Annotated in this window: 16 protein-coding genes; 5 read left to right on the top strand and 11 right to left on the bottom strand. The window is 72.4% G+C overall.

What is annotated here, in order from left to right; translation table 11 throughout:
• Positions 1 to 32: 32 nt before the first annotated feature.
• From ilvC to ABD241_RS02785, 3 genes are all read right to left on the bottom strand, one after another.
• Positions 33 to 1061: a ketol-acid reductoisomerase gene (gene ilvC / locus ABD241_RS02795; protein WP_142221036.1), complete on the bottom strand. Its 1029-nt coding sequence runs from the start codon at positions 1059 to 1061 to the stop codon at positions 33 to 35.
• A gap of 78 nt (positions 1062 to 1139) precedes the next feature.
• Positions 1140 to 1652, bottom strand: a complete 513-nt coding sequence (gene ilvN / locus ABD241_RS02790; protein WP_142184384.1) for an acetolactate synthase small subunit — start codon at positions 1650 to 1652, stop codon at positions 1140 to 1142.
• 2 nt (positions 1653 to 1654) lie between these two features.
• Entirely contained in the window at positions 1655 to 3529 is a 1875-nt protein-coding gene (locus ABD241_RS02785) for an acetolactate synthase large subunit (protein ID WP_344058211.1), read from the bottom strand.
• A 299-nt stretch (positions 3530 to 3828) separates the two neighbouring features.
• Between ABD241_RS02785 and ABD241_RS02780 the strand changes: the two genes are divergently transcribed.
• Positions 3829 to 4821: a GNAT family N-acetyltransferase gene (locus ABD241_RS02780; RefSeq protein ID WP_344058208.1), complete on the top strand. Its 993-nt coding sequence runs from the start codon at positions 3829 to 3831 to the stop codon at positions 4819 to 4821.
• Here the strand turns inward: ABD241_RS02780 and ABD241_RS02775 are convergent.
• On the bottom strand, positions 4818 to 5645 hold the full coding sequence (locus tag ABD241_RS02775) for a phytanoyl-CoA dioxygenase family protein (RefSeq protein WP_344058206.1): 828 nt from the start codon (positions 5643 to 5645) through the stop codon (positions 4818 to 4820). The two genes, ABD241_RS02780 and ABD241_RS02775, sit on opposite strands and share 4 nt — an antisense overlap.
• 127 nt (positions 5646 to 5772) lie before the next feature.
• On the opposite strand from ABD241_RS02775, the gene ABD241_RS02770 reads away from it, so the two are divergent.
• Entirely contained in the window at positions 5773 to 6636 is an 864-nt protein-coding gene (locus ABD241_RS02770) for a helix-turn-helix transcriptional regulator (RefSeq protein ID WP_344058204.1), read from the top strand.
• Between the two features lie 84 nt (positions 6637 to 6720).
• Here the strand turns inward: ABD241_RS02770 and ilvD are convergent, their stop codons facing one another.
• The 4 genes from ilvD to ABD241_RS02750 form a co-directional block, all read right to left on the bottom strand.
• Positions 6721 to 8421: a dihydroxy-acid dehydratase gene (ilvD, locus tag ABD241_RS02765; RefSeq protein ID WP_344058202.1), complete on the bottom strand. Its 1701-nt coding sequence runs from the start codon at positions 8419 to 8421 to the stop codon at positions 6721 to 6723.
• Positions 8422 to 8503: 82 nt separating this feature from the next.
• Positions 8504 to 9037: a SixA phosphatase family protein gene (locus ABD241_RS02760; RefSeq protein WP_344058200.1), complete on the bottom strand. Its 534-nt coding sequence runs from the start codon at positions 9035 to 9037 to the stop codon at positions 8504 to 8506.
• Positions 9038 to 9081: 44 nt separating this feature from the next.
• Positions 9082 to 11145, bottom strand: coding sequence for a YhgE/Pip family protein (locus ABD241_RS02755; protein ID WP_344058198.1), 2064 nt, complete (start codon positions 11143 to 11145; stop codon positions 9082 to 9084).
• Positions 11142 to 11813, bottom strand: a complete 672-nt coding sequence (locus tag ABD241_RS02750; protein WP_344058196.1) for a hypothetical protein — start codon at positions 11811 to 11813, stop codon at positions 11142 to 11144. The genes ABD241_RS02755 and ABD241_RS02750 overlap by 4 nt, the downstream gene beginning before the upstream one ends.
• Before the next feature lie 58 nt (positions 11814 to 11871).
• On the opposite strand from ABD241_RS02750, the gene ABD241_RS02745 reads away from it, so the two are divergent.
• Positions 11872 to 12501 (top strand): TetR/AcrR family transcriptional regulator, encoded by a 630-nt coding sequence (locus tag ABD241_RS02745; RefSeq protein ID WP_344058194.1) that lies wholly within the window; start codon positions 11872 to 11874, stop codon positions 12499 to 12501.
• 6 nt (positions 12502 to 12507) lie between these two features.
• Here ABD241_RS02745 and ABD241_RS02740 read toward each other — a convergent pair whose 3' ends face one another.
• The 3 genes from ABD241_RS02740 to ABD241_RS02730 are packed head-to-tail and all read right to left on the bottom strand — an operon-like array spanning position 12508 to position 14875.
• Positions 12508 to 12804, bottom strand: a complete 297-nt coding sequence (locus ABD241_RS02740) for a MoaD/ThiS family protein (RefSeq protein ID WP_344058192.1) — start codon at positions 12802 to 12804, stop codon at positions 12508 to 12510.
• Between the two features lie 17 nt (positions 12805 to 12821).
• Positions 12822 to 13904 (bottom strand): WD40/YVTN/BNR-like repeat-containing protein, encoded by a 1083-nt coding sequence (locus ABD241_RS02735; protein WP_344058190.1) that lies wholly within the window; start codon positions 13902 to 13904, stop codon positions 12822 to 12824.
• A gap of 14 nt (positions 13905 to 13918) precedes the next feature.
• A complete protein-coding gene (locus ABD241_RS02730; RefSeq protein ID WP_344058188.1) occupies positions 13919 to 14875 on the bottom strand; it encodes a 2-hydroxyacid dehydrogenase in 957 nt (318 codons plus the stop codon).
• Positions 14876 to 14945: 70 nt separating this feature from the next.
• On the opposite strand from ABD241_RS02730, the gene ABD241_RS02725 reads away from it, so the two are divergent.
• Together ABD241_RS02725 and ABD241_RS02720 are read left to right on the top strand one after the other, a co-directional pair.
• Entirely contained in the window at positions 14946 to 15608 is a 663-nt protein-coding gene (locus ABD241_RS02725; protein WP_344058186.1) for an MOSC domain-containing protein, read from the top strand.
• 84 nt (positions 15609 to 15692) lie between these two features.
• Positions 15693 to 16958, top strand: coding sequence for a PQQ-dependent sugar dehydrogenase (locus tag ABD241_RS02720; protein WP_344058184.1), 1266 nt, complete (start codon positions 15693 to 15695; stop codon positions 16956 to 16958).
• The last annotated feature ends 249 nt before the right edge of the window (positions 16959 to 17207 follow it).

Genomic DNA, 17207 nt, shown 5'->3' with positions numbered 1-17207 from the left:
ACGGGACGCCGGCCGCTCCACGGTGGCGGAGGTCAGCGCGCGGCCGAGCCCTCGACGTAGTCCTCGTCGGTCTGCTTGACCCACGCCATGAGCTTGCGCAGCTCGCGCCCGGTCGCCTCGATCGGGTGCTGGGCACCCTTCTCGCGCAACGCCTTGAACTCGGGGGCGCCGGCGTCCTGGTCGTCGATGAAGCGCTTGGCGAAGGTGCCGTTCTGGATGTCGCCGAGCACCGCCTTCATGTTCTCCTTGACGTGCGGGTCGATGACGCGCGGACCCGAGACGTAGTCGCCGTACTCGGCCGTGTCGGAGACCGACCAGCGCTGCTTGGCGATGCCGCCCTCGATCATGAGGTCGACGATGAGCTTGAGCTCGTGCAGGCACTCGAAGTAGGCGACCTCGGGCTGGTAGCCCGCCTCGACGAGGGTCTCGAAGCCGTACATGACGAGCTGGCTGGCGCCACCGCAGAGGACGGCCTGCTCGCCGAAGAGGTCGGTCTCCGTCTCCTCGGTGAACGTCGTCTTGATGCCCCCCGCACGCAGGCCGCCGATCGCCTTGCCGTACGCCTTGGCGAGGTCCCAGGCCGTGCCGGAGGCGTCCTGCTCGACGGCGAGGAGCACGGGCACCCCACGGCCGTCGACGAACTCGCGGCGCACGATGTGGCCGGGACCCTTGGGGGCGACCATGAGGACGTCGGCGTCGGGCTCGGGCTTGATGTAGCCGAAGCGGATGTTGAAGCCGTGCCCGAAGAGCAGGGCGGCGCCGTCCTTGAGGTTGGGCTGGATGTCGCCCGCGTAGACCGTCCGCTGCACCTGGTCGGGCGTGAGGATCACGACGAGGTCGGCCTCCTTGACGGCGTCCGCGACGGAGGCGACCGTCAGGCCCTCGGCCTCGGCCTTCGCACGGCTCTTGCTGCCCTCGGCGAGCCCGACGCGCACGTCGACGCCCGAGTCGCGCAGGTTGAGCGCGTGGGCGTGGCCCTGGCTGCCGTAGCCGATGACGGCGACCTTCTTGCCCTGGATGACGGACAGGTCGGCGTCGTCGTCGTAGAACATCTCGGCCATGGTGGCCTTCTCCTTCGGTTGCGGTGTGCGGTGGGTCTGGTGGGTCTGGCGGGTCTGGCGGATCGGACGGGTGGTCGCTCAGGCGCTGCGCAGGCTGCGGTCGGTGATCGACCGCGAGCCGCGCCCGAGGGCGACCATGCCGGACTGGACGAGCTCCCTGATCCCGAACGGCTCGAGGACGTCGAGCAGCGCGCGCAGCTTCTCGGACGTGCCGGTGGCCTCGATGACCACGGCGTCGGTGGTCACGTCGACGACCTTGGCCTTGAAGAGCTGGATGGTGTCGATGACCTGGCTGCGGGTCGCCGGGTCGGCGCGGACCTTGACGAGCAGGATCTCGCGCTGGACCGACGCGTGCGGTTCGAGCTCGACGACCTTGAGCACCTCGATCAGCTTGTTGAGCTGCTTCGTCACCTGCTCGAGGGCGGCGCCCTCGACCTCGACGACGACGGTGATGCGCGAGATCTCGGCGAGCTCGGTGGGGCCGACTGCCAGCGAGTCGATGTTGAAGCCCCGGCGCGAGAAGAGCGCGGCGACGCGGGTCAGGACGCCGGGCTTGTCCTCGACGAGCACCGACAGGGTGTGCTTGCTCATGCTCAGTCCTCCCGCTCCCAGACCGGCGCCTCGTGGCGCGCGGCCTGGATCATGTCGTTGCTGACGCCCGCCGGGACCATCGGCCACACCATCGCGTCCCGGTGCACGATGAAGTCGATGACGACCGGGCGGTCGTTGGTCTCCAGTGCCGTCTTGATGGCGGCGTCGACCTCCTCGGGCGTCTCGGCACGCAGGCCGAGGCAGCCGTACGCGTCGGCGAGCTTGACGAAGTCGGGCACCCGCTGCTCGAGGGGCTGCAGGTTGGTGTTGGAGTATCGCTCGTCGTAGAAGAGCGTCTGCCACTGCCGCACCATGCCGAGCGAGCTGTTGTTGATGACGGCGACCTTGATCGGGATGTTGTTGATGACGCAGGTCGCGAGCTCCTGGTTGGTCATCTGGAAGCAGCCGTCGCCGTCGATGGCCCACACGGTGCGCTCGGGCTCGGCGACCTTGGCGCCCATGGCCGCCGGGACGGAGTAGCCCATCGTGCCGAGGCCGCCCGAGTTGAGCCAGGCGTTGGGCCGTTCGTACTGCACGAACTGCGCCGCCCACATCTGGTGCTGCCCGACGCCCGCCACGTAGGTCGCGTCGGGTCCCGAGAGTGCACCGATGCGCTCGATGACGTACTGCGGCGACAGGGTGCCGTCCTCGCTGTCGGTGTAGCCCAGCGGGAAGGTCCGCTTCCACTCCGCCACCCGGGCGCGCCAGGCGTCGTAGTCCCAGCTGCCGGGGGTGCCGGCGGCGTCGGCGGCTGCACGGTCGATCGTGACCTGCTCGATGAGGTCGTGGATGACCTCGCCCACGTCGCCGACGATCGGCACGTCGGCGATGCGGTTCTTGGAGATCTCGGCCGGGTCGATGTCGGCGTGGATCACCTTGGCATCCGGGGCGAACGTCGACAGCTGGCCCGTGACGCGGTCGTCGAAGCGGGCGCCGAGCGCGATGATGAGGTCGGACTTCTGGAGCCCCGTGACGGCGGCCACGGTGCCGTGCATGCCGGGCATGCCGAGGTTGAGCGGCTCGCTGTCGGGCACCGTGCCGCGGGCCATGAGGGTCGTGACGACGGGTATGCCGGTGAGCTCGACGAGCCGGCGCAGCGCCTCGCTCGCCCGTGCCCGGACGACGCCGCCGCCGACGTAGAGCACCGGGCGCTCGGCCGCCGCCATCAGGCGCGAGGCCTCGCGGATCTGCTTGCCGTGCGGCCGGGTCACCGGACGGTAGCCGGGCAGGTCGATCGCCGGCGGCCAGCTGAACGTCGTCGTCGCCTGCAGCGCGTCCTTGCTGATGTCCACGAGCACGGGCCCGGGCCGGCCGGTCGAGGCGATGTGGAAGGCCTCGGCGATCGCCTGCGGGATCTTCGCCGGGTCGGTGACGAGGTAGTTGTGCTTGGTGATCGGCATCGTGATGCCGCGGATGTCGGCCTCCTGGAAGGCGTCGGTGCCGATGGCCCCGCTCGCCACCTGGCCGGTGATGGCGACGATCGGCACGGAGTCCATGTGCGCGTCGGCGATCGGCGTCACGAGGTTGGTGGCGCCGGGCCCGGAGGTCGCCATGCAGACGCCGACCTTTCCGGTCGCCGAGGCGTAGCCCTCGGCCGCGTGGCCTGCGCCCTGCTCGTGGCGCACGAGGATGTGACGGACCTTCTTGGAGTCGAGCATCGGGTCGTAGGCAGGCAGGATCGCGCCGCCCGGGATGCCGAAGACCGTGTCGCAGCCGATGGCCTCGAGGGAGAGTACGAGCGACTGCGCCCCCGTGACCTCGCGGGCCGGCGTGACGGCCGCGGCCGGCTGGACCGGCTTGGCGTCAGCCGAGGGTCGGGGACGGGCCAGGGAGGCCACGTCAGCCGGCGAGGGCGCCTGCTTCGTGGTGTCGCTCACGATGTCTTCCTTGTCTCGAGCACTTCGTCGTCCTACCGGCTGGGCCGAATCCACCCACAAAAAAACCCTTCTGTCCCGCGGGGGACGGAAGGGAGCGCGCTGACCGTTGGGGCTGGTCGGCGCGCTAGGGAAGTACGAGGATTCGGGCCACGTGACAACCGTGCTACCAACCCCGAACGGTGTCAATCGACCGTCTCTGCCGTCTCAACATGTGGCATCGCCGTCTCACGTGGTGTCACTGCCGTTTTCCGGCACGAAAGTCGGTTGTCCTGTGCCGTACGCCTCAGGAGACTGCCGCCATGACCGCGACCGGCGCCTCTTCCCCGGATTCTGCCCGGGCCTCCGTGCAGATCGCCCTCGAGCTGCCTGACGATGTGGGCAGCCTCACGGTCCGGCCCCTGGCCCGCAGCGACGCCGCGGCGGTCACCGCGCTCATGGCCGGATGCGAGCAGCACGACGTCGGCACCGTCCTCATCGAGGAGGCGGACATCGTCGGGGACTGGCAGCGACCGGCCTTCGACCTGGCCGCGCAGTCGGTCGGCGTCCTCGACGAGGACCGGCTGGTCGCGTACGCGGAGGTCTACAAGGGGCGCTGGGCCGACGCGGCGGTCGACCCCCGCTACCGCGGCCGCGGCATCGGGACCGCCCTGTCGCGGTGGACGCGTCGCGTCGCGGCTCGAGACGGCGGCACCCTCGTGGGACAGCCCGTTCCGGGAGACTCCCCCGGCGAGCGGCTGCTGGCCGCCCTCGGCTACCGCACGCTGTGGACGTCGTGGGTCCTCGAGCTGCCCGCCGGCACGGCGATCACGCCCCAGCCCATCCCGCAGGGGTATGCCGTCCGCGAACCCCGCGACGACGCGGACCTCCGCGCCGCGTGGACCGTCAACGAGGACGCCTTCCTCGAGTGGTCCGAGCGTCCGCGGGCGAGCTTCGAGGAGTGGGCGGCCACCGTCTCCCGGCGGCCCGGCTACGAGCCCTGGCAGCTGCGGCTCATGGTGGGCCCCGACGACGAGGTCGTCGGCATGGCGTTCGTCATCGTGTCGAGCGGCTGCGCCTACGTCGACAAGCTCGCCGTGCGTCGCGACCAGCGCGGCAGGGGGCTGGCTCGCGCACTGCTCGTCGACGCCTTCGAGGTCGGGCGCGCGCACGGGGGCGAGCGGTCGGAGCTGTCCACCGACTCCCGCACCGGCGCCCTCGGCCTCTACGAGAAGGTGGGCATGCAGGTGACCTCGGTGTGGCGGCACTGGGCCGCCGACGCCGTCGACGGTGACGAACCTGACCGGGGGCGCTAGGACGGCTGGCCGCCGACGACCGGGTTGGTCGGGGATGCGGCGACCTCTCCCGGTGCCAGGCCGGGCAGCCAGCTCCGCAGGTCGTTCGCCTGGGCCGGGTTGGCGGGCTCCTGCACCGTCAGACCGTCGGCGAACCAGATGACGGTCATGACCTCGCGCATCCGGTCCGAGGTGTTGCCGAGGGCCTTGTGCACCGTCCACCCGGAGTGGAAGGACGCGTCGCCGGCCTGCATGGCGACCGGCTCGTCGACGGCGAGGCCGCGCTCGGCGAGGAGTCGGTCGAAGTGCTCCTCCGAGGCGTCCGAGATGCCGATGTCGCTGAGTGGGCCGTCGACGTGGCTCCCCGCGGCGAAGGCGAGGCCACCGTGGGCCGGCGTGATGTCGACGAGCGGCATCCACATGGTCAGGCAGCGGGACCCGTCGAGGGGCCAGTACATCGCGTCCTGGTGCCAGGGCGTGTAGCCGCCGCCGGGCTCCTTGAAGAGGGCCTGGTCGTGGTAGAGCCGGACCCTCGGCACGCCGAGCAGCCGCGCAGCGACACCGGCGAAACGCGAGGCCATCGCGAAGCGGGCCACGCCCGGGTCGTGTCGCCAGAGGTTCATCACCTGCAGGAACGCCATGCCATAGCTGTCGCGCTCTGCGAGGGGCCTCGTCTCGGTGCTGAGCCGCTCGACCGCGGCAGCGATGCCGGGACGATGGGCCGCGGCCTCCTGCACCGTCGCGACCTGCCGCAGGCGGACGAAGCCGTGCGTGCGGTAGGACTGCACCTGCGTGTCGGTGACGGGGTATGCCGTGGCCAGCTCGGGCAGCGTGTCGGTGGGCATGTGCGCGTTCGTCCTCCGTGGATCGTGAACGACTCGAGCGGTCGTCGGTCCGCACAGTCCAGCAGCCGGCGGGATGCCCCACCCCGGAGGTGGTGGTCGGAGGGGAACGTTCTGGTTCGATGGCGCCATGGCGACAGCCTCGACAGCCTCGACACCCCCGACACCCCCTGCGGCGATGCGGCGCGTCCCGGCCGGACGGCTCGGCGAGGTGCTCGTCGCCGGCCGGATCCCCAGAGGCAGCGGCCTACCGCCGGGAACGAGCCGACGCCACCCGACCTGGGGCCTGACCTTCGTCACGGCGGGGACGGGCCGCTATCGCGACAGCGCGCACGACGAGCGCATCCGGCCGGGGACGCTCGTGGTCGTCCACCCGGGACACCCGCACTGGTACGGCGCGGACCCCGACGGATGGGACGAGCTCTTCGTCGTGTTCGACGGGGCGGTGTTCGAGCTGGCCCGGCGCCGCGGGGCGCTCTCCCCCGGACGACCACTGGTGCACGGGCTGCCGGTCGCCCGGTGGAGGCACCGGTTCGCCGCCTTCGGGGAGCGGGCGCGGCCCACGGACGTGGAGGGTCGCGACGCCGAGGCGGTGGACCTGCTCTCGGCGCTGCTCGAGGCCGAGGCTGCCGGCAGGGCCGCCGCCACGACCCGGGCACACCGAGGAGACGACCACCGCCGATGGCTGGAGCACTCGGTCGAGCGCCTGGGATCGGACCTCGGCGAGACCCTCGACCTGCGCGCCGTGGCGGCCGAGACGGGCATGCCGTACGAGACCTGGCGTCGCCGGTTCCGCGCCGAGACGGGCACGAGCCCCTATGCCCACCGTGCGGCGCGCCGGCTCGAGGCCGCGACCGACCTGCTCGTGCACACCGGGCTGGGTGTGCGCGACATCGCCGCGGCGACCGGCTTCAGCGACGAGCGGCACCTGATCCGCAGGTTCCGCGAGCGCACGGGTGTGACGCCCCGGGCCTTCCGGGACGCAGGCCGCTGAGGCCGGCCACACGGCATACGCCCTCCCGGGGACGTCGCCGCACGGGTGGGATGGCAGGGCCCACCGCCGGCGAGCCGGTGGCGCTCAGCCGCAGACGGCGCCGCCGCTCGCGCTGCCGACGAGCTTGCGGTACTTCGCGAGCACGCCGCGGGTGTACTTCGGCTCGGGGTGGGTGACGCCCTCGGCGCGGCGGCGGCCCATCTCCTCCTCGTCGACCAGCAGGTCGAGCGTGCCGCTGGCGACGTCGAGGCGGATGGTGTCGCCGTCCCGCACGAACGCGATCGGGCCCTCGTCGACGGCCTCGGGCGCGACGTGCCCCACGCAGAGTCCGGTCGTGCCGCCGGAGAACCGGCCGTCGGTCAGCAGCAGGACGTCCTTGCCGAGGCCCGCGCCCTTGATGGCGCCGGTGACGGCGAGCATCTCGCGCATGCCCGGGCCGCCCTTGGGCCCCTCGTAGCGGATGACGACGACGTCGTTCTTCTTCAGCGAGCCCTCCTCGACCGCGTCCATCGCGGCGCGCTCACCGTCGAAGACGCGGGCGGTGCCCTCGAAGACCGACTCGTCGAAGCCGGCCGACTTCACGACCGCACCCTCGGGGGCGAGCGAGCCCTTGAGGATCGTCAGGCCCCCGGTCTTGTGGATCGGCGTCGACATCTCGCGGATGACGCGGCCGTCGATGTGCGGCGGGTTGATCTCCTCGAGGTTCTCGGCCATGGTCCTGCCGGTCACGGTGAGGCAGTCACCGTCGAGCAGGCCGGCCTCGAGCAGCGTCTTCATGACGACCGGGATGCCGCCGATGTGGTCGATGTCCTTCATGACGAAGCTGCCGAAGGGCTTGACGTCGGCCAGGTGCGGCACCTTGGCCCCGATGCGGCGGAAGTCGTCGATGGTCAGGTCGACGTCGGCCTCGTTGGCGATCGCCAGCAGGTGGAGCACGGCGTTGGTCGAGCCACCGAAGGCCATGACGACGGCGATGGCGTTCTCGAAGGCCGGCTTGGTCATGATGTCGCGCGCGGTGATGCCGCGGCGGAGCAGCTCGACGACGGCCTCGCCGGACTTGCGGGCGTACATGTCGCGGCGGCGGTCCGTCGCCGGCGGCGCTGCCGAGCCGGGCATCGACATCCCGATCGCCTCGGCCACGGCGGCCATCGTGTTGGCGGTGTAGAAGCCGCCGCAGGCACCCTCGCCCGGGCAGATGGCGCGCTCGATGGCGTCGACGTCCTCGCGCGACATGAGGCCCGCGTTGCACGCGCCGACGGCCTCGAAGGCGTCGATGATCGTGACCTCCTTCTCCGTGCCGTCGGAGAGCTTGGCGACTCCCGGGAGGATCGTGCCGGCATACAGGAACACGGACGCCAGGTCGAGGCGAGCGGCCGCCATGAGCATGCCGGGCAGCGACTTGTCGCAGCCGGCGAGCAGCACGGAGCCGTCGAGGCGCTCGGCGTTCATGACGGTCTCGACCGAGTCGGCGATGATCTCGCGCGAGACGAGGCTGAAGTGCATGCCCTCGTGGCCCATCGAGATGCCGTCGGACACCGAGATGGTGCCGAACTCCAGCGGGTATCCGCCGCCCGCGTGCACGCCGTCCTTGACGGCCTTGGCGAGCCGGTCGAGGGAGAGGTTGCACGGGGTGATCTCGTTCCACGAGCTGGCGACGCCGATCTGCGGCTTGGCGAAGTCGTCGTCGCCGAGGCCGACGGCCCGGAGCATCCCCCGCGCGGCGGTCTTCTCGAGACCGTCGGTGACGTCGCGGCTGCGGGGCTTGATGTCAGGCGTCTGCGTCATGCTTGCAGCATAGGACCGCGTGTCCGCTGGGTGGACGCCGCATCTCAGTTCGTGGTCGCCGACGGCAGCGTGCTCGGCGCGCTCAGTCCTCGTGGCCCCGGCTGACGTGGAAGCGCAGGAGCTCGCACGTGCCGAGGTCGATGTCGGCCCACTCCCCCGCGTAGCGCAGGACCGCCAGCCCGCTCGTGACGAACCCCCGGCCCAGCGCCTCGTGCGCCTCCCGGGAGCCCTCCCCGTCGGCGAGCAGGCTCGTCAGCTGTGCCATGGTCGGGTTGTGGCCGACGACGAGCACCGTGGTGGTGTCGCCCCCGTCCTCGCGCACCGTCTCGAGCGTCTGCTCCGACCCTCCGACGTAGACGCTGCGGCGGAACTCCACGAACTCGGTGTGGGCACCGCCGTGGCACGCCTCCTCCCACGTCTGGCGGGTGCGCTCGGCGGTGGAGCAGATGACGAGGTCGGGCACCAGCCCCTCCTGGTGGAGCCACTTGCCGGCCGCCCGCGCATCCCGGCGCCCACGCGGCGCGAGCTCGCGGTCGTGGTCCGGCTTCCCGTGCCCCTCCTCGGCCTTGGCGTGCCGCATGAGGATGAGGGTCTTCTCCTTGGACGCGCTGCTCATGCTCCGAGCATGCTCTGCTGCCGCCTGGTTGTCAGCAGCGGGGGTCAGAGGCTCAGCTCGGGCTTGATGCGCTTCGGGGTCCACATCCGCGACCGACGCGCGGCCACCGTCGAGACCGCAAGGGCCCCGAGGAGGTATGCCGTGAGGACCCCCAGCGAGCCCATCACGGGTCCGAGGTCGGCGCCGTAGAGCAGCCGGCGCAGGCCGTCGACGGCGTAGCTCATCGGTACGACGTGGTGGATCGCCTGGAGGGGCCCGGGCAGGGTCTGCCACGGGAAGGTGCCTCCCGCACTGACGAGCTGGACGACCATGAAGACCAGGCCGAGGAACTTGCCGACCGCCCCGAACCGCGACGCGAGCGCGTGCAGGATCGCCACGAAGGTCATGGACGTGAAGCACAGGAAGAGGAACGCGAGGACCGGGTGGGCGATGCGGATGTCGACGCCCCTGCCGACGACGAGCACGAGCGCCGCCACCTGGACGAGGCCGACGAGGGCCGGGGCGAGCCAGCCGCCGACGGCGGTGCGGATCGAGCGCTGGCTGGTCGCGAGCGCCCGGGTCGACAGCGGCCGCACGAAGAGGAAGAGGACGTAGGCGCCGATCCAGAGCGCGAGGCTCATGAAGAGCGGGGCGAGGCCTGCACCGTACGAGCCGGCCGAGGAGAGCGAGCCGGTGGACACCCCCACCGGGTTGCCGATGGTCTGGGCCATCGCCTTGCGCTGCGCGTCGCTCGGGTCGGGCACGGAGTCACGGCCCTTGACGAGCCCGGCATGGAGGTCGCCTGCTCCCTTGGTCAGCGAGTCGAGGCCGGAGGCGAGCGACGAGGCGCCCTTGGCGAGCGAGTCGCCGCCGGCCGCGGCCCTGTCCGCGCCGGTGGACAGCTGGGCCGCGCCGCCCTGCAGCGTGTCGAGGCCGCCGGCGAGGGTGCCCGCGCCGTCGCGCAGCCGGACCGCTCCCGAGTGCGCCGAGGCGATGCCCTCGGTCAGGGCGGGCGTGGCGTTCGCGAGGGTCCGCGCACCGGCGGCCACCTGGTCGGCCCCCGTGGACAGCCGGGTGAGGTCGCCGGAGGCGGACTGGATGGTCGTGTCGGCACGGTTGACGTAGCCGTCGATGGTGTCGAGACGCGACTCGACGACGGCCAGCTGCGCGTCGGTGATCCCCTGTGCCCGCAGCTGGGCGATGAAGGAGCTGCGGTCGGCCGTGATGCGCTGCTTGAGGTCCGTGGACGCGGCCGCGGCCTTGGCCCCGTAGCCGGCGACGGTGCGGTTGCCCGCGGCGACCTGCTCGGCGCCGTCGGCCAGCCTGGCCGTCTGGGCGGGGAGGCTCGCCGTGCGGGCCTGGAGGGTGCCGAGCCCGCTCGCGAGCTGCGCTGCGCCCGCCTGGAGGTCGTCGGCACCGGCGGCCGCCCGACCGATCCCGGCGTCGAGCCGCTCGGCGCCGGCGGCCAGGTCGTGCAGGCCACCCGCGAGGCTGGTGGCGCCGCTCGCCAGCTGGTGTGCACCGCTGTCGGCCTTGGCCGCGCCGGCCCGCAGCTGCTCGGAGCCGTCCACCGCCTTGACGAGCTGGCTGTGCACCTGGCTGAACCCGAGCAGCAGCCTGCTCGCGGCGGTCTCGCTGACCTGGCTGGCGACCGAGGCCGTGACCTGCTTGATCACCTGGTTGCCGATCATCGAGGTCATGTAGTTGTTGGCGTCGTTGGTCTCGAGCACGACGGTGGCCTGGCGGGGCTTGAACTCGGCTGTCGAGGCGAGGTCGGCCGAGAAGCTGCGCGGCAGGATGACGGCGAACGAGTAGGTCCCGTCGTCGACGCCGCGCATCGCCTCGGCGTGCGACACGTGGTGCCAGTCGAACGACTTCGACTCCACGAGGTGGTCGGCCACCTGCCCTCCGACCTGGAGCTTCTCCCCCGTGCCGAGCGTCGTGCCGGCGTCGTCGCTGACGACCGCGGCCGGCACCTGGGGGAACGCGCCGTAGGGGTCGTGGTTGGCGTAGAGGTAGAGCCCGCCGTAGAGCGTCGGGATGAGCACGAGGGCGGCGAGGGCGAGACGCGCCAGCCGCGAGCTGGTGAGGCGGCGCAGCTCGGCCACCGCGAGACGGACGGGGTTCATGCCAGGGACTCCTTCGAGACCGCCGGCGCGACCGCGAGGGTCGAGAGCGCCGAGACGGTGGCAGCAGTGGTGAGGACGATGACGGCCAGGCCGGTCGCCGCGAGGCGGTGGCAGGTCTCGAGCCAGGGCGCCGGGTCGCCGCCGTGCCGGTCCGGTCCGGAGAGGACGAGGATGCGCACGTGCGGGTGCAGGGCGCCGAGCTCGAGCAGGAGGCTCGTGCGCACCGCGGCCGGCAGCCGGCCCCACGGCCGGCCCGCCCGGTCGGCCAGGTCGCGCTCCGCGAGGAACGCGGCCACGGCGGCCCGCGACGCCGGCTGCTCCGCCAGGGCCAGCTCCTCCTGCACGACCGCACGCACCGTGATGGCCTCCTCCGGCGACGTGACGTCGGCGACGTCGACGAGGCGGGTGCACCGCTGCAGCTCGGCGCGGTCGGTGACCCCGCCGAAGGCGACACGGCCGCGCAGCAGCTCGACACGCCCGCCGATGGCCAGGGCGAGGGCGACCTGCGGGAGGCCGGGGTCGGTCGCGACGAGCGTGACCTCACCGGCGGGAGCAGTGAAGGCCACCCCTTCGACGAAGGGCTCGTGGGTGCCGGCCACGCTGACGTCGTCGACGACGACGCTCCACACGTCGGGCGAGTCGGAGGGGTGCACCTCGAGAACAGTCACGATACGAGTATGCATCCGATACAACGATGTATTCAATTCGAGGGCGTATCCTTGGCGTATGCCGTCCAGCAGAGTCGCCGCTCCCGCGCCACCACGTGTCACCGCGCGCCGTCAGGCCACACGTGACCGCGTGCTCGAGGCTGCCAGCGAGGTCTTCGCCGAGCGGGGCTTCCACGGCGCGACGGTCGAGGAGATCTGCGAGCGCGCCGGGTTCACCCGCGGGGCGTTCTACTCCAACTTCAGCTCGAAGGACGACCTCGTCGTCGAGCTCTCCCGCCGCCACTCGGAGGCCCTGGTGGACCGCATCCGCCACGCCAGCAAGCGCGCCCACGCGGACGCCGACGAGCTGCTCCGGGACGTCTTCGCCGCTCTCGCGGACGACAGCCGCAGCCAGGAGCGCTGGCTGGTGCTGACCACCGAGTTCACCCTGCACGCCATCCGCGACGCCCACGCCCGGCGCGCCTGGGCCGCCCAGCAGCGCCGGGTCCGCGACGAGCTGGTCGCCGTCGTCGACGAGGCGGTCGCACGCCAGGGACTCGCACTGCCGATGCCGACCGAGCTGTTCGTCCGTGCTGCCATCGCGCTCGCACAGGGCTCGATGACCCAGCGGCTCATCGAACCGCGGGCGATCGGCGTCGGGCAGCTCGAGCGGACGGTGCTGCCGATCCTGCTCGGCCTCGGCGGCTGAGTGGCTTCAGCCGCCGGAGACGGCGTTGATGATGTGGACGCGCGCCCCGGCAGGCACGGGGGCCCCGACACCGGCGCCGCGCGTGGCGTCCTCGCCGTTGACGAAGACCTTGACGTGCCGGCGGATCTGGCCTCGCTCGTCGCGGACCTTGCCGTCGAGGATGCGGTGGTCGGAGAACGCCCGGTCGAGCAGCTCGGCGACCGTCTGCGACTCGGTGGGCGACTCGACCTCGATCTCCGACAGGCCGCCGACGAGGTCGCGCAGCATGCCCGGCAGGATCACGCGAACGGGAGCGGACGGCATACGGAAGCCCCTGTCCCTCAGGCCAGCTGGGCGGCGCGCACGACGAGCACGTCGGGCAGCTGGGTGGCGATGCGCGTGAAGGTCTCTCCCTCGTCGGCCGACGCGAACACGTCGCCGTTGCGGGTGCCGAGGTAGACGCCGACGGGGTCGGCGTCGTCGAGCGAGGCCGCGTCGCGCAGGACGCACGTGAAGCTCTCGCTCGGCAGGCCCTTCGCCTGCATCCGCCAGTGCGCGCCACCGTCGTCGGAGCGCTGGACCTGCAGCTGGGCGCCCGGCGGGATGCGCTCGCCGTCGTCCTGGACCGGGATGTTCCACACGACGCCGGGGCGGCGCGGGTGGGCGAGGATCGCGAAGCCGAAGTCGGTGGGCAGGCCGTCGGCGATCGACTCCCAGGTGCCGCCGTTGTCGTCGGAGCGGTAGACGCCCTTGTGGTTCTGCGCGTAGAGCGCGCCGTCCGCCTGCGCACGGGCCACCTTATGCACGCACTGCCCGAACTCGGGGTACTCGTTGTCGGGCATGAAGTAGGCCCGGATCCCGGGGTTGCTCGGAGCCCAGCTCTGACCGCCGTCGCCGGAGCGGTAGACGCCGCCGGCGCTCATCGCGACGAGGAGGTTCTCCGGGTGGCCGGGCTCGGGGACGATCGTGTGGACCGCGCCACCGCCGAAGCCGGGCTCCCACCGGGGCCGGTGCGGGTGCTCCCACAGCCCGCGGACGAGCTCGTAGCTGTCGCCGCGGTCGGTGCTGCGGAAGAGGGCGTGGGGCTCGACGCCCGCCCAGACGACGTCGGCGTCGTTGGGGTCGGGGGTCAGCTGCCAGACCCGCTCGAGCGCCGTGTCGGTGTCGGTGGGGAAGGACAGGGCGCGCTCGGCACTCTCGGTCCAGCTGCGCCCGCCGTCGGTGGAGACCTGGACGGTCGGACCCCAGTGCCACGACTTGACGCCGGCGAGCACGGTGGAGCGCCCCTCGCGGGTGTCGACCGCCACCGAGGCGACCTCGCTCATGAGGAAGTGCGGGCCTTCCAGGGTCCAGTCCCGACGGTCGGCGCTGCGGGCGATCCACAGCCCCTTGCGGGTGCCGATCGCGACGATGGTCTCGGTCATGTTGACAGTGTCCACTATCGTCCTGCGTGCGACAAGGGTCCGGCGACGGCGTTTCCGACCGGCTGCCCGGCGAGGACTGCCTCGACCTGCCGCCGGACGAGCGCCATGGCCCGCGGGCGCATCGCGTCGGTCGCTCCCCCGACGTGCGGGGTGACGAGGACCCCCGGCGTCGTCCAGAGCGGGTGGTCCGCCGGGAGGGGCTCGGGGTCGGTGACGTCCAGCGCGGCCCGCAGCCGGCCCGAGGCGCACTCGGCGACGAGGGCCTGGGTGTCGACCACGGGACCACGGGCCACGTTCACGAGCAGCGCGCCGTCCGGCATACGGCCCAGCATGGCGGCGTCGAGGAGGCCGCGCGTCGCGTCGGTCAGGGGCACGATGACCACCACGACGTCGTGGTGCGGCAGCAGCTCCGGCAGCTCGTCGATGCCGTGGACCCGGGGCACGAGCTCGTCGCCGTCCCGCGCTCGCGAGGCGACGGCGGTGAGGCTCACCTCGAAGGGCGCGAAGCGGCCGGCGATCGCCCGTCCGATCTGCCCGTACCCGAGGACGAGCACCCGGCGGTCCGCGAGTGCCGTGCGCAGCCGCAGCGGCTCCCACCGCGAGCGAGCCTGAGCCGCAACGAACTCCGGGATGTCTCGGATGGAGGCGAGCGTCAGGGTGAGGGCCAGCTCGGCCGTGGAGGCGTCATGGACGCCAGCGGCGTTGCACAGCGTTACGCCGTCCGGCAGCCCGTCGACGAACTGCTCGTAACCGGCGCTCTGGAGCTGGACCACCTCCAGCGCCTCCAGCCCCTCGACGACGTCCGCCAGACGCAGCTTCGTCATGTAGGGCACGACCGCAAGGCGGATCTCGGCGCCGCGCGGGTGCGGCTGCTCCATGTCCCACACGACGACGTCCAGGCCGTCGAGGTCACCGAGCGCCTGCGCGTACTCGGGTTCGGGCACGGAGACGACGAGAGGAGTGGCGCTCATGGCCCCACGCTAACGAGGCCGCCCGAAAAGGCCGGGCCGGCTCGCGCGAGTCGCGGCTAGGCTCGCCGCCGTGACCAGCCAGCCCCGCATCCTGTCGCTCGCCTCCGGACGGCGCACCGCCCCGCCCGGTGGCGGCCGCGCCACGGCCATCGACAAGCAGCCCGTCGACTCCTTCGAGGTGCGCGAGCCGGGGCCGAAGCGCGGCGGGCTCGGCAGCGGGGTCGTCGGTGACGAGATCGGCAACCCCAAGCACCACGGCGGCTCATTGCAGGCGGTCTACGCCTACCCGCGCGAGGACCAGCAGTTCTGGGAGGAGCAGATCGGCCGGTCCATCCGGCCCGGCGGCTTCGGCGAGAACATCACGACCGTCGGCGTCGAGATGACCCACGCGCTCGTCGGCGAGGTCTGGCGCATCGACGACGTCGTGCTGCGCGTCGAGGTGCCCCGCATCCCCTGTCGCACCTTCGCGGCGCACATGGACGAGCCCCGCTGGGTGCGGCGGTTCACGCAGGAGGGCCGCACCGGCGCCTACCTCTCCGTCGTCACACCCGGGGTCGTCCGCGTCGGCGCGGAGGTCCTCGTCGAGAGGCCCGACCACGACATCGACCTCCTGCTCCTCTTCCGCGCCTTCAGCGGGGACCTCACCGCGGCCAGGCGCGTCGTCGCGGCCGACGTCGTGCACCCGGAGGTCCGGGACGAGCTGCTGGAGACGCTCGAGCGCCGGGGCGCCTGACGCACGGCGCCACCGCGCCCGACGCGCCGCGCCACCGCGCCCGACGCGCCGCGCCACCGCGCCCGACGTGGGACACAATGAGGTATGCCGCCCGTCCCCCGATCGACCCGCCGCGCCCTCGCAGGCGCAGCCGTCGTCGCCGTCCTCGCCTCGGCGTGCTCCTCGGGATCGCCGTCGGTGACGGCGACGACGAGCACCCCGGTCGGGCAAGCCACGGCCACGCCGACGAGCGGCGGCACGGGTGCGTCGACGGGCGCCGCACCCGGGTCGACCACGAGCTCCGCGACGACCGCGGGCACGCCGTCCGCCACCGGGGCCGAGACACCGCCGGCACGCCGGCCCACCACCGAGAGCCGGCCACCGGTCCGGCCGGCTCCGGAGCCGGCCGGACCGGTCACGCTTCTCGGCAGCCTCGACATCGCCTGGTCGGTGGCGGTCCTCCCCGACGGCAGCGCCCTGGTCAGCGAGCGCAACACCGGCCGGATCTACCACGTGCCCGAGCCGGGGACCGGGGGCCGGCCCACCGTCGCCGGGAGGCTGCCGATCTCGCGCACCGAGGGCGAGGGCGGCCTGCTCGGGCTCGCCGTTCCCCCGGACTTCGACGCCGACCCGGTGTTCTACGCCTACTACTCGACCGACAGCGACAACCGGATCGCTGCCGTGCCGTGGCGTGACGGGACCATCGGCGACCCGGTCGTCGTCTTCTCCGGCATCCCCCGCGGGCGCTACCACAACGGCGGTCGCATCGCCTTCGGCCCGGACGGCTTCCTCTACGTCGGCACCGGCGAGGGGGGCGACACGTCCCTGTCGCAGAACCTCAGCTCCCTGGGCGGCAAGATCCTGCGCATCACCCCTGACGGCAACCCTGCCCCGGGCAACCCCTTCGGCGGGTCTCCCATCTGGTCCTACGGCCACCGCAACGTCCAGGGACTGGCCTGGGACAAGCGAGGCCGCATGTGGGCCAGCGAGTTCGGCCAGGACACCTACGACGAGCTCAACCTCATCCAGGCCGGCAGGAACTACGGCTGGCCGCTGGTCGAGGGCCGCGCCGGCAAGCCGGACTACGTCGACCCCGTCGCGCAGTGGTCCCCCTCCGAGATGTCGCCGAGCGGCATCGCCGTCGGCCCCGACGGCGCCGTCTACCTGGCCGCCCTCCGCGGCCAGTCGGTGTGGCGGGTGCCCATCGACGCGAACGGCACGGCCGGCCGTCCATCCCGCTACCTGCAGGGTAAGTACGGCCGCGTCCGCGACATCCGGTTCGTCGGTGACCGCGTGTGGATCACGACGAGCAACAACGACCGCCAGGACCGGCTGATCTCGCTCCCGCTGGCGGCCGTCGGCGCCGGCTGACCACCGCGACGTCCGGGCCCCGCCTGTCCCTCAACCGTCGAGAGGCCACGTCTTGACGCCTCGGCCACGTCGAGAGGCCACGTCTTGACGCCTCGGCCACGTCGAGAGGCCACGTCTTGTCGCCTCGGCCACGTCGAGAGGCCACGTCTTGTCGCCTCCGCCACGTCCAAAGGCCACGTCTTGTCGCGTCGGCCAGGTCGAGAGGCCACTTCTCGCGACGAGAAGTGGCCTTTCGACTGTCAGCAGGCG

The sequence above is a fragment of the Terrabacter lapilli genome (assembly GCF_039531305.1).
Classification (GTDB): domain Bacteria; phylum Actinomycetota; class Actinomycetes; order Actinomycetales; family Dermatophilaceae; genus Terrabacter; species Terrabacter lapilli.
This window is presented reverse-complemented; position numbering and strand designations above follow the sequence as displayed.

What these genes read in the sequence shown, in the direction of transcription:
- ilvC (WP_142221036.1), bottom strand. Translation starts at nt 1,061, where the DNA reads ATGGCCGAGATGTTCTACGACGACGACGCCGACCTGTCCGTCATCCAG.
- ilvN (WP_142184384.1), bottom strand. Translation starts at nt 1,652, where the DNA reads ATGAGCAAGCACACCCTGTCGGTGCTCGTCGAGGACAAGCCCGGCGTC.
- ABD241_RS02780 (WP_344058208.1), top strand. Translation starts at nt 3,829, where the DNA reads ATGACCGCGACCGGCGCCTCTTCCCCGGATTCTGCCCGGGCCTCCGTG.
- ABD241_RS02775 (WP_344058206.1), bottom strand. Translation starts at nt 5,645, where the DNA reads ATGCCCACCGACACGCTGCCCGAGCTGGCCACGGCATACCCCGTCACC.
- ABD241_RS02770 (WP_344058204.1), top strand. Translation starts at nt 5,773, where the DNA reads ATGGCGACAGCCTCGACAGCCTCGACACCCCCGACACCCCCTGCGGCG.
- ilvD (WP_344058202.1), bottom strand. Translation starts at nt 8,421, where the DNA reads ATGACGCAGACGCCTGACATCAAGCCCCGCAGCCGCGACGTCACCGAC.
- ABD241_RS02760 (WP_344058200.1), bottom strand. Translation starts at nt 9,037, where the DNA reads ATGAGCAGCGCGTCCAAGGAGAAGACCCTCATCCTCATGCGGCACGCC.
- ABD241_RS02755 (WP_344058198.1), bottom strand. Translation starts at nt 11,145, where the DNA reads ATGAACCCCGTCCGTCTCGCGGTGGCCGAGCTGCGCCGCCTCACCAGC.
- ABD241_RS02745 (WP_344058194.1), top strand. Translation starts at nt 11,872, where the DNA reads ATGCCGTCCAGCAGAGTCGCCGCTCCCGCGCCACCACGTGTCACCGCG.
- ABD241_RS02740 (WP_344058192.1), bottom strand. Translation starts at nt 12,804, where the DNA reads ATGCCGTCCGCTCCCGTTCGCGTGATCCTGCCGGGCATGCTGCGCGAC.
- ABD241_RS02735 (WP_344058190.1), bottom strand. Translation starts at nt 13,904, where the DNA reads ATGACCGAGACCATCGTCGCGATCGGCACCCGCAAGGGGCTGTGGATC.
- ABD241_RS02730 (WP_344058188.1), bottom strand. Translation starts at nt 14,875, where the DNA reads ATGAGCGCCACTCCTCTCGTCGTCTCCGTGCCCGAACCCGAGTACGCG.
- ABD241_RS02720 (WP_344058184.1), top strand. Translation starts at nt 15,693, where the DNA reads ATGCCGCCCGTCCCCCGATCGACCCGCCGCGCCCTCGCAGGCGCAGCC.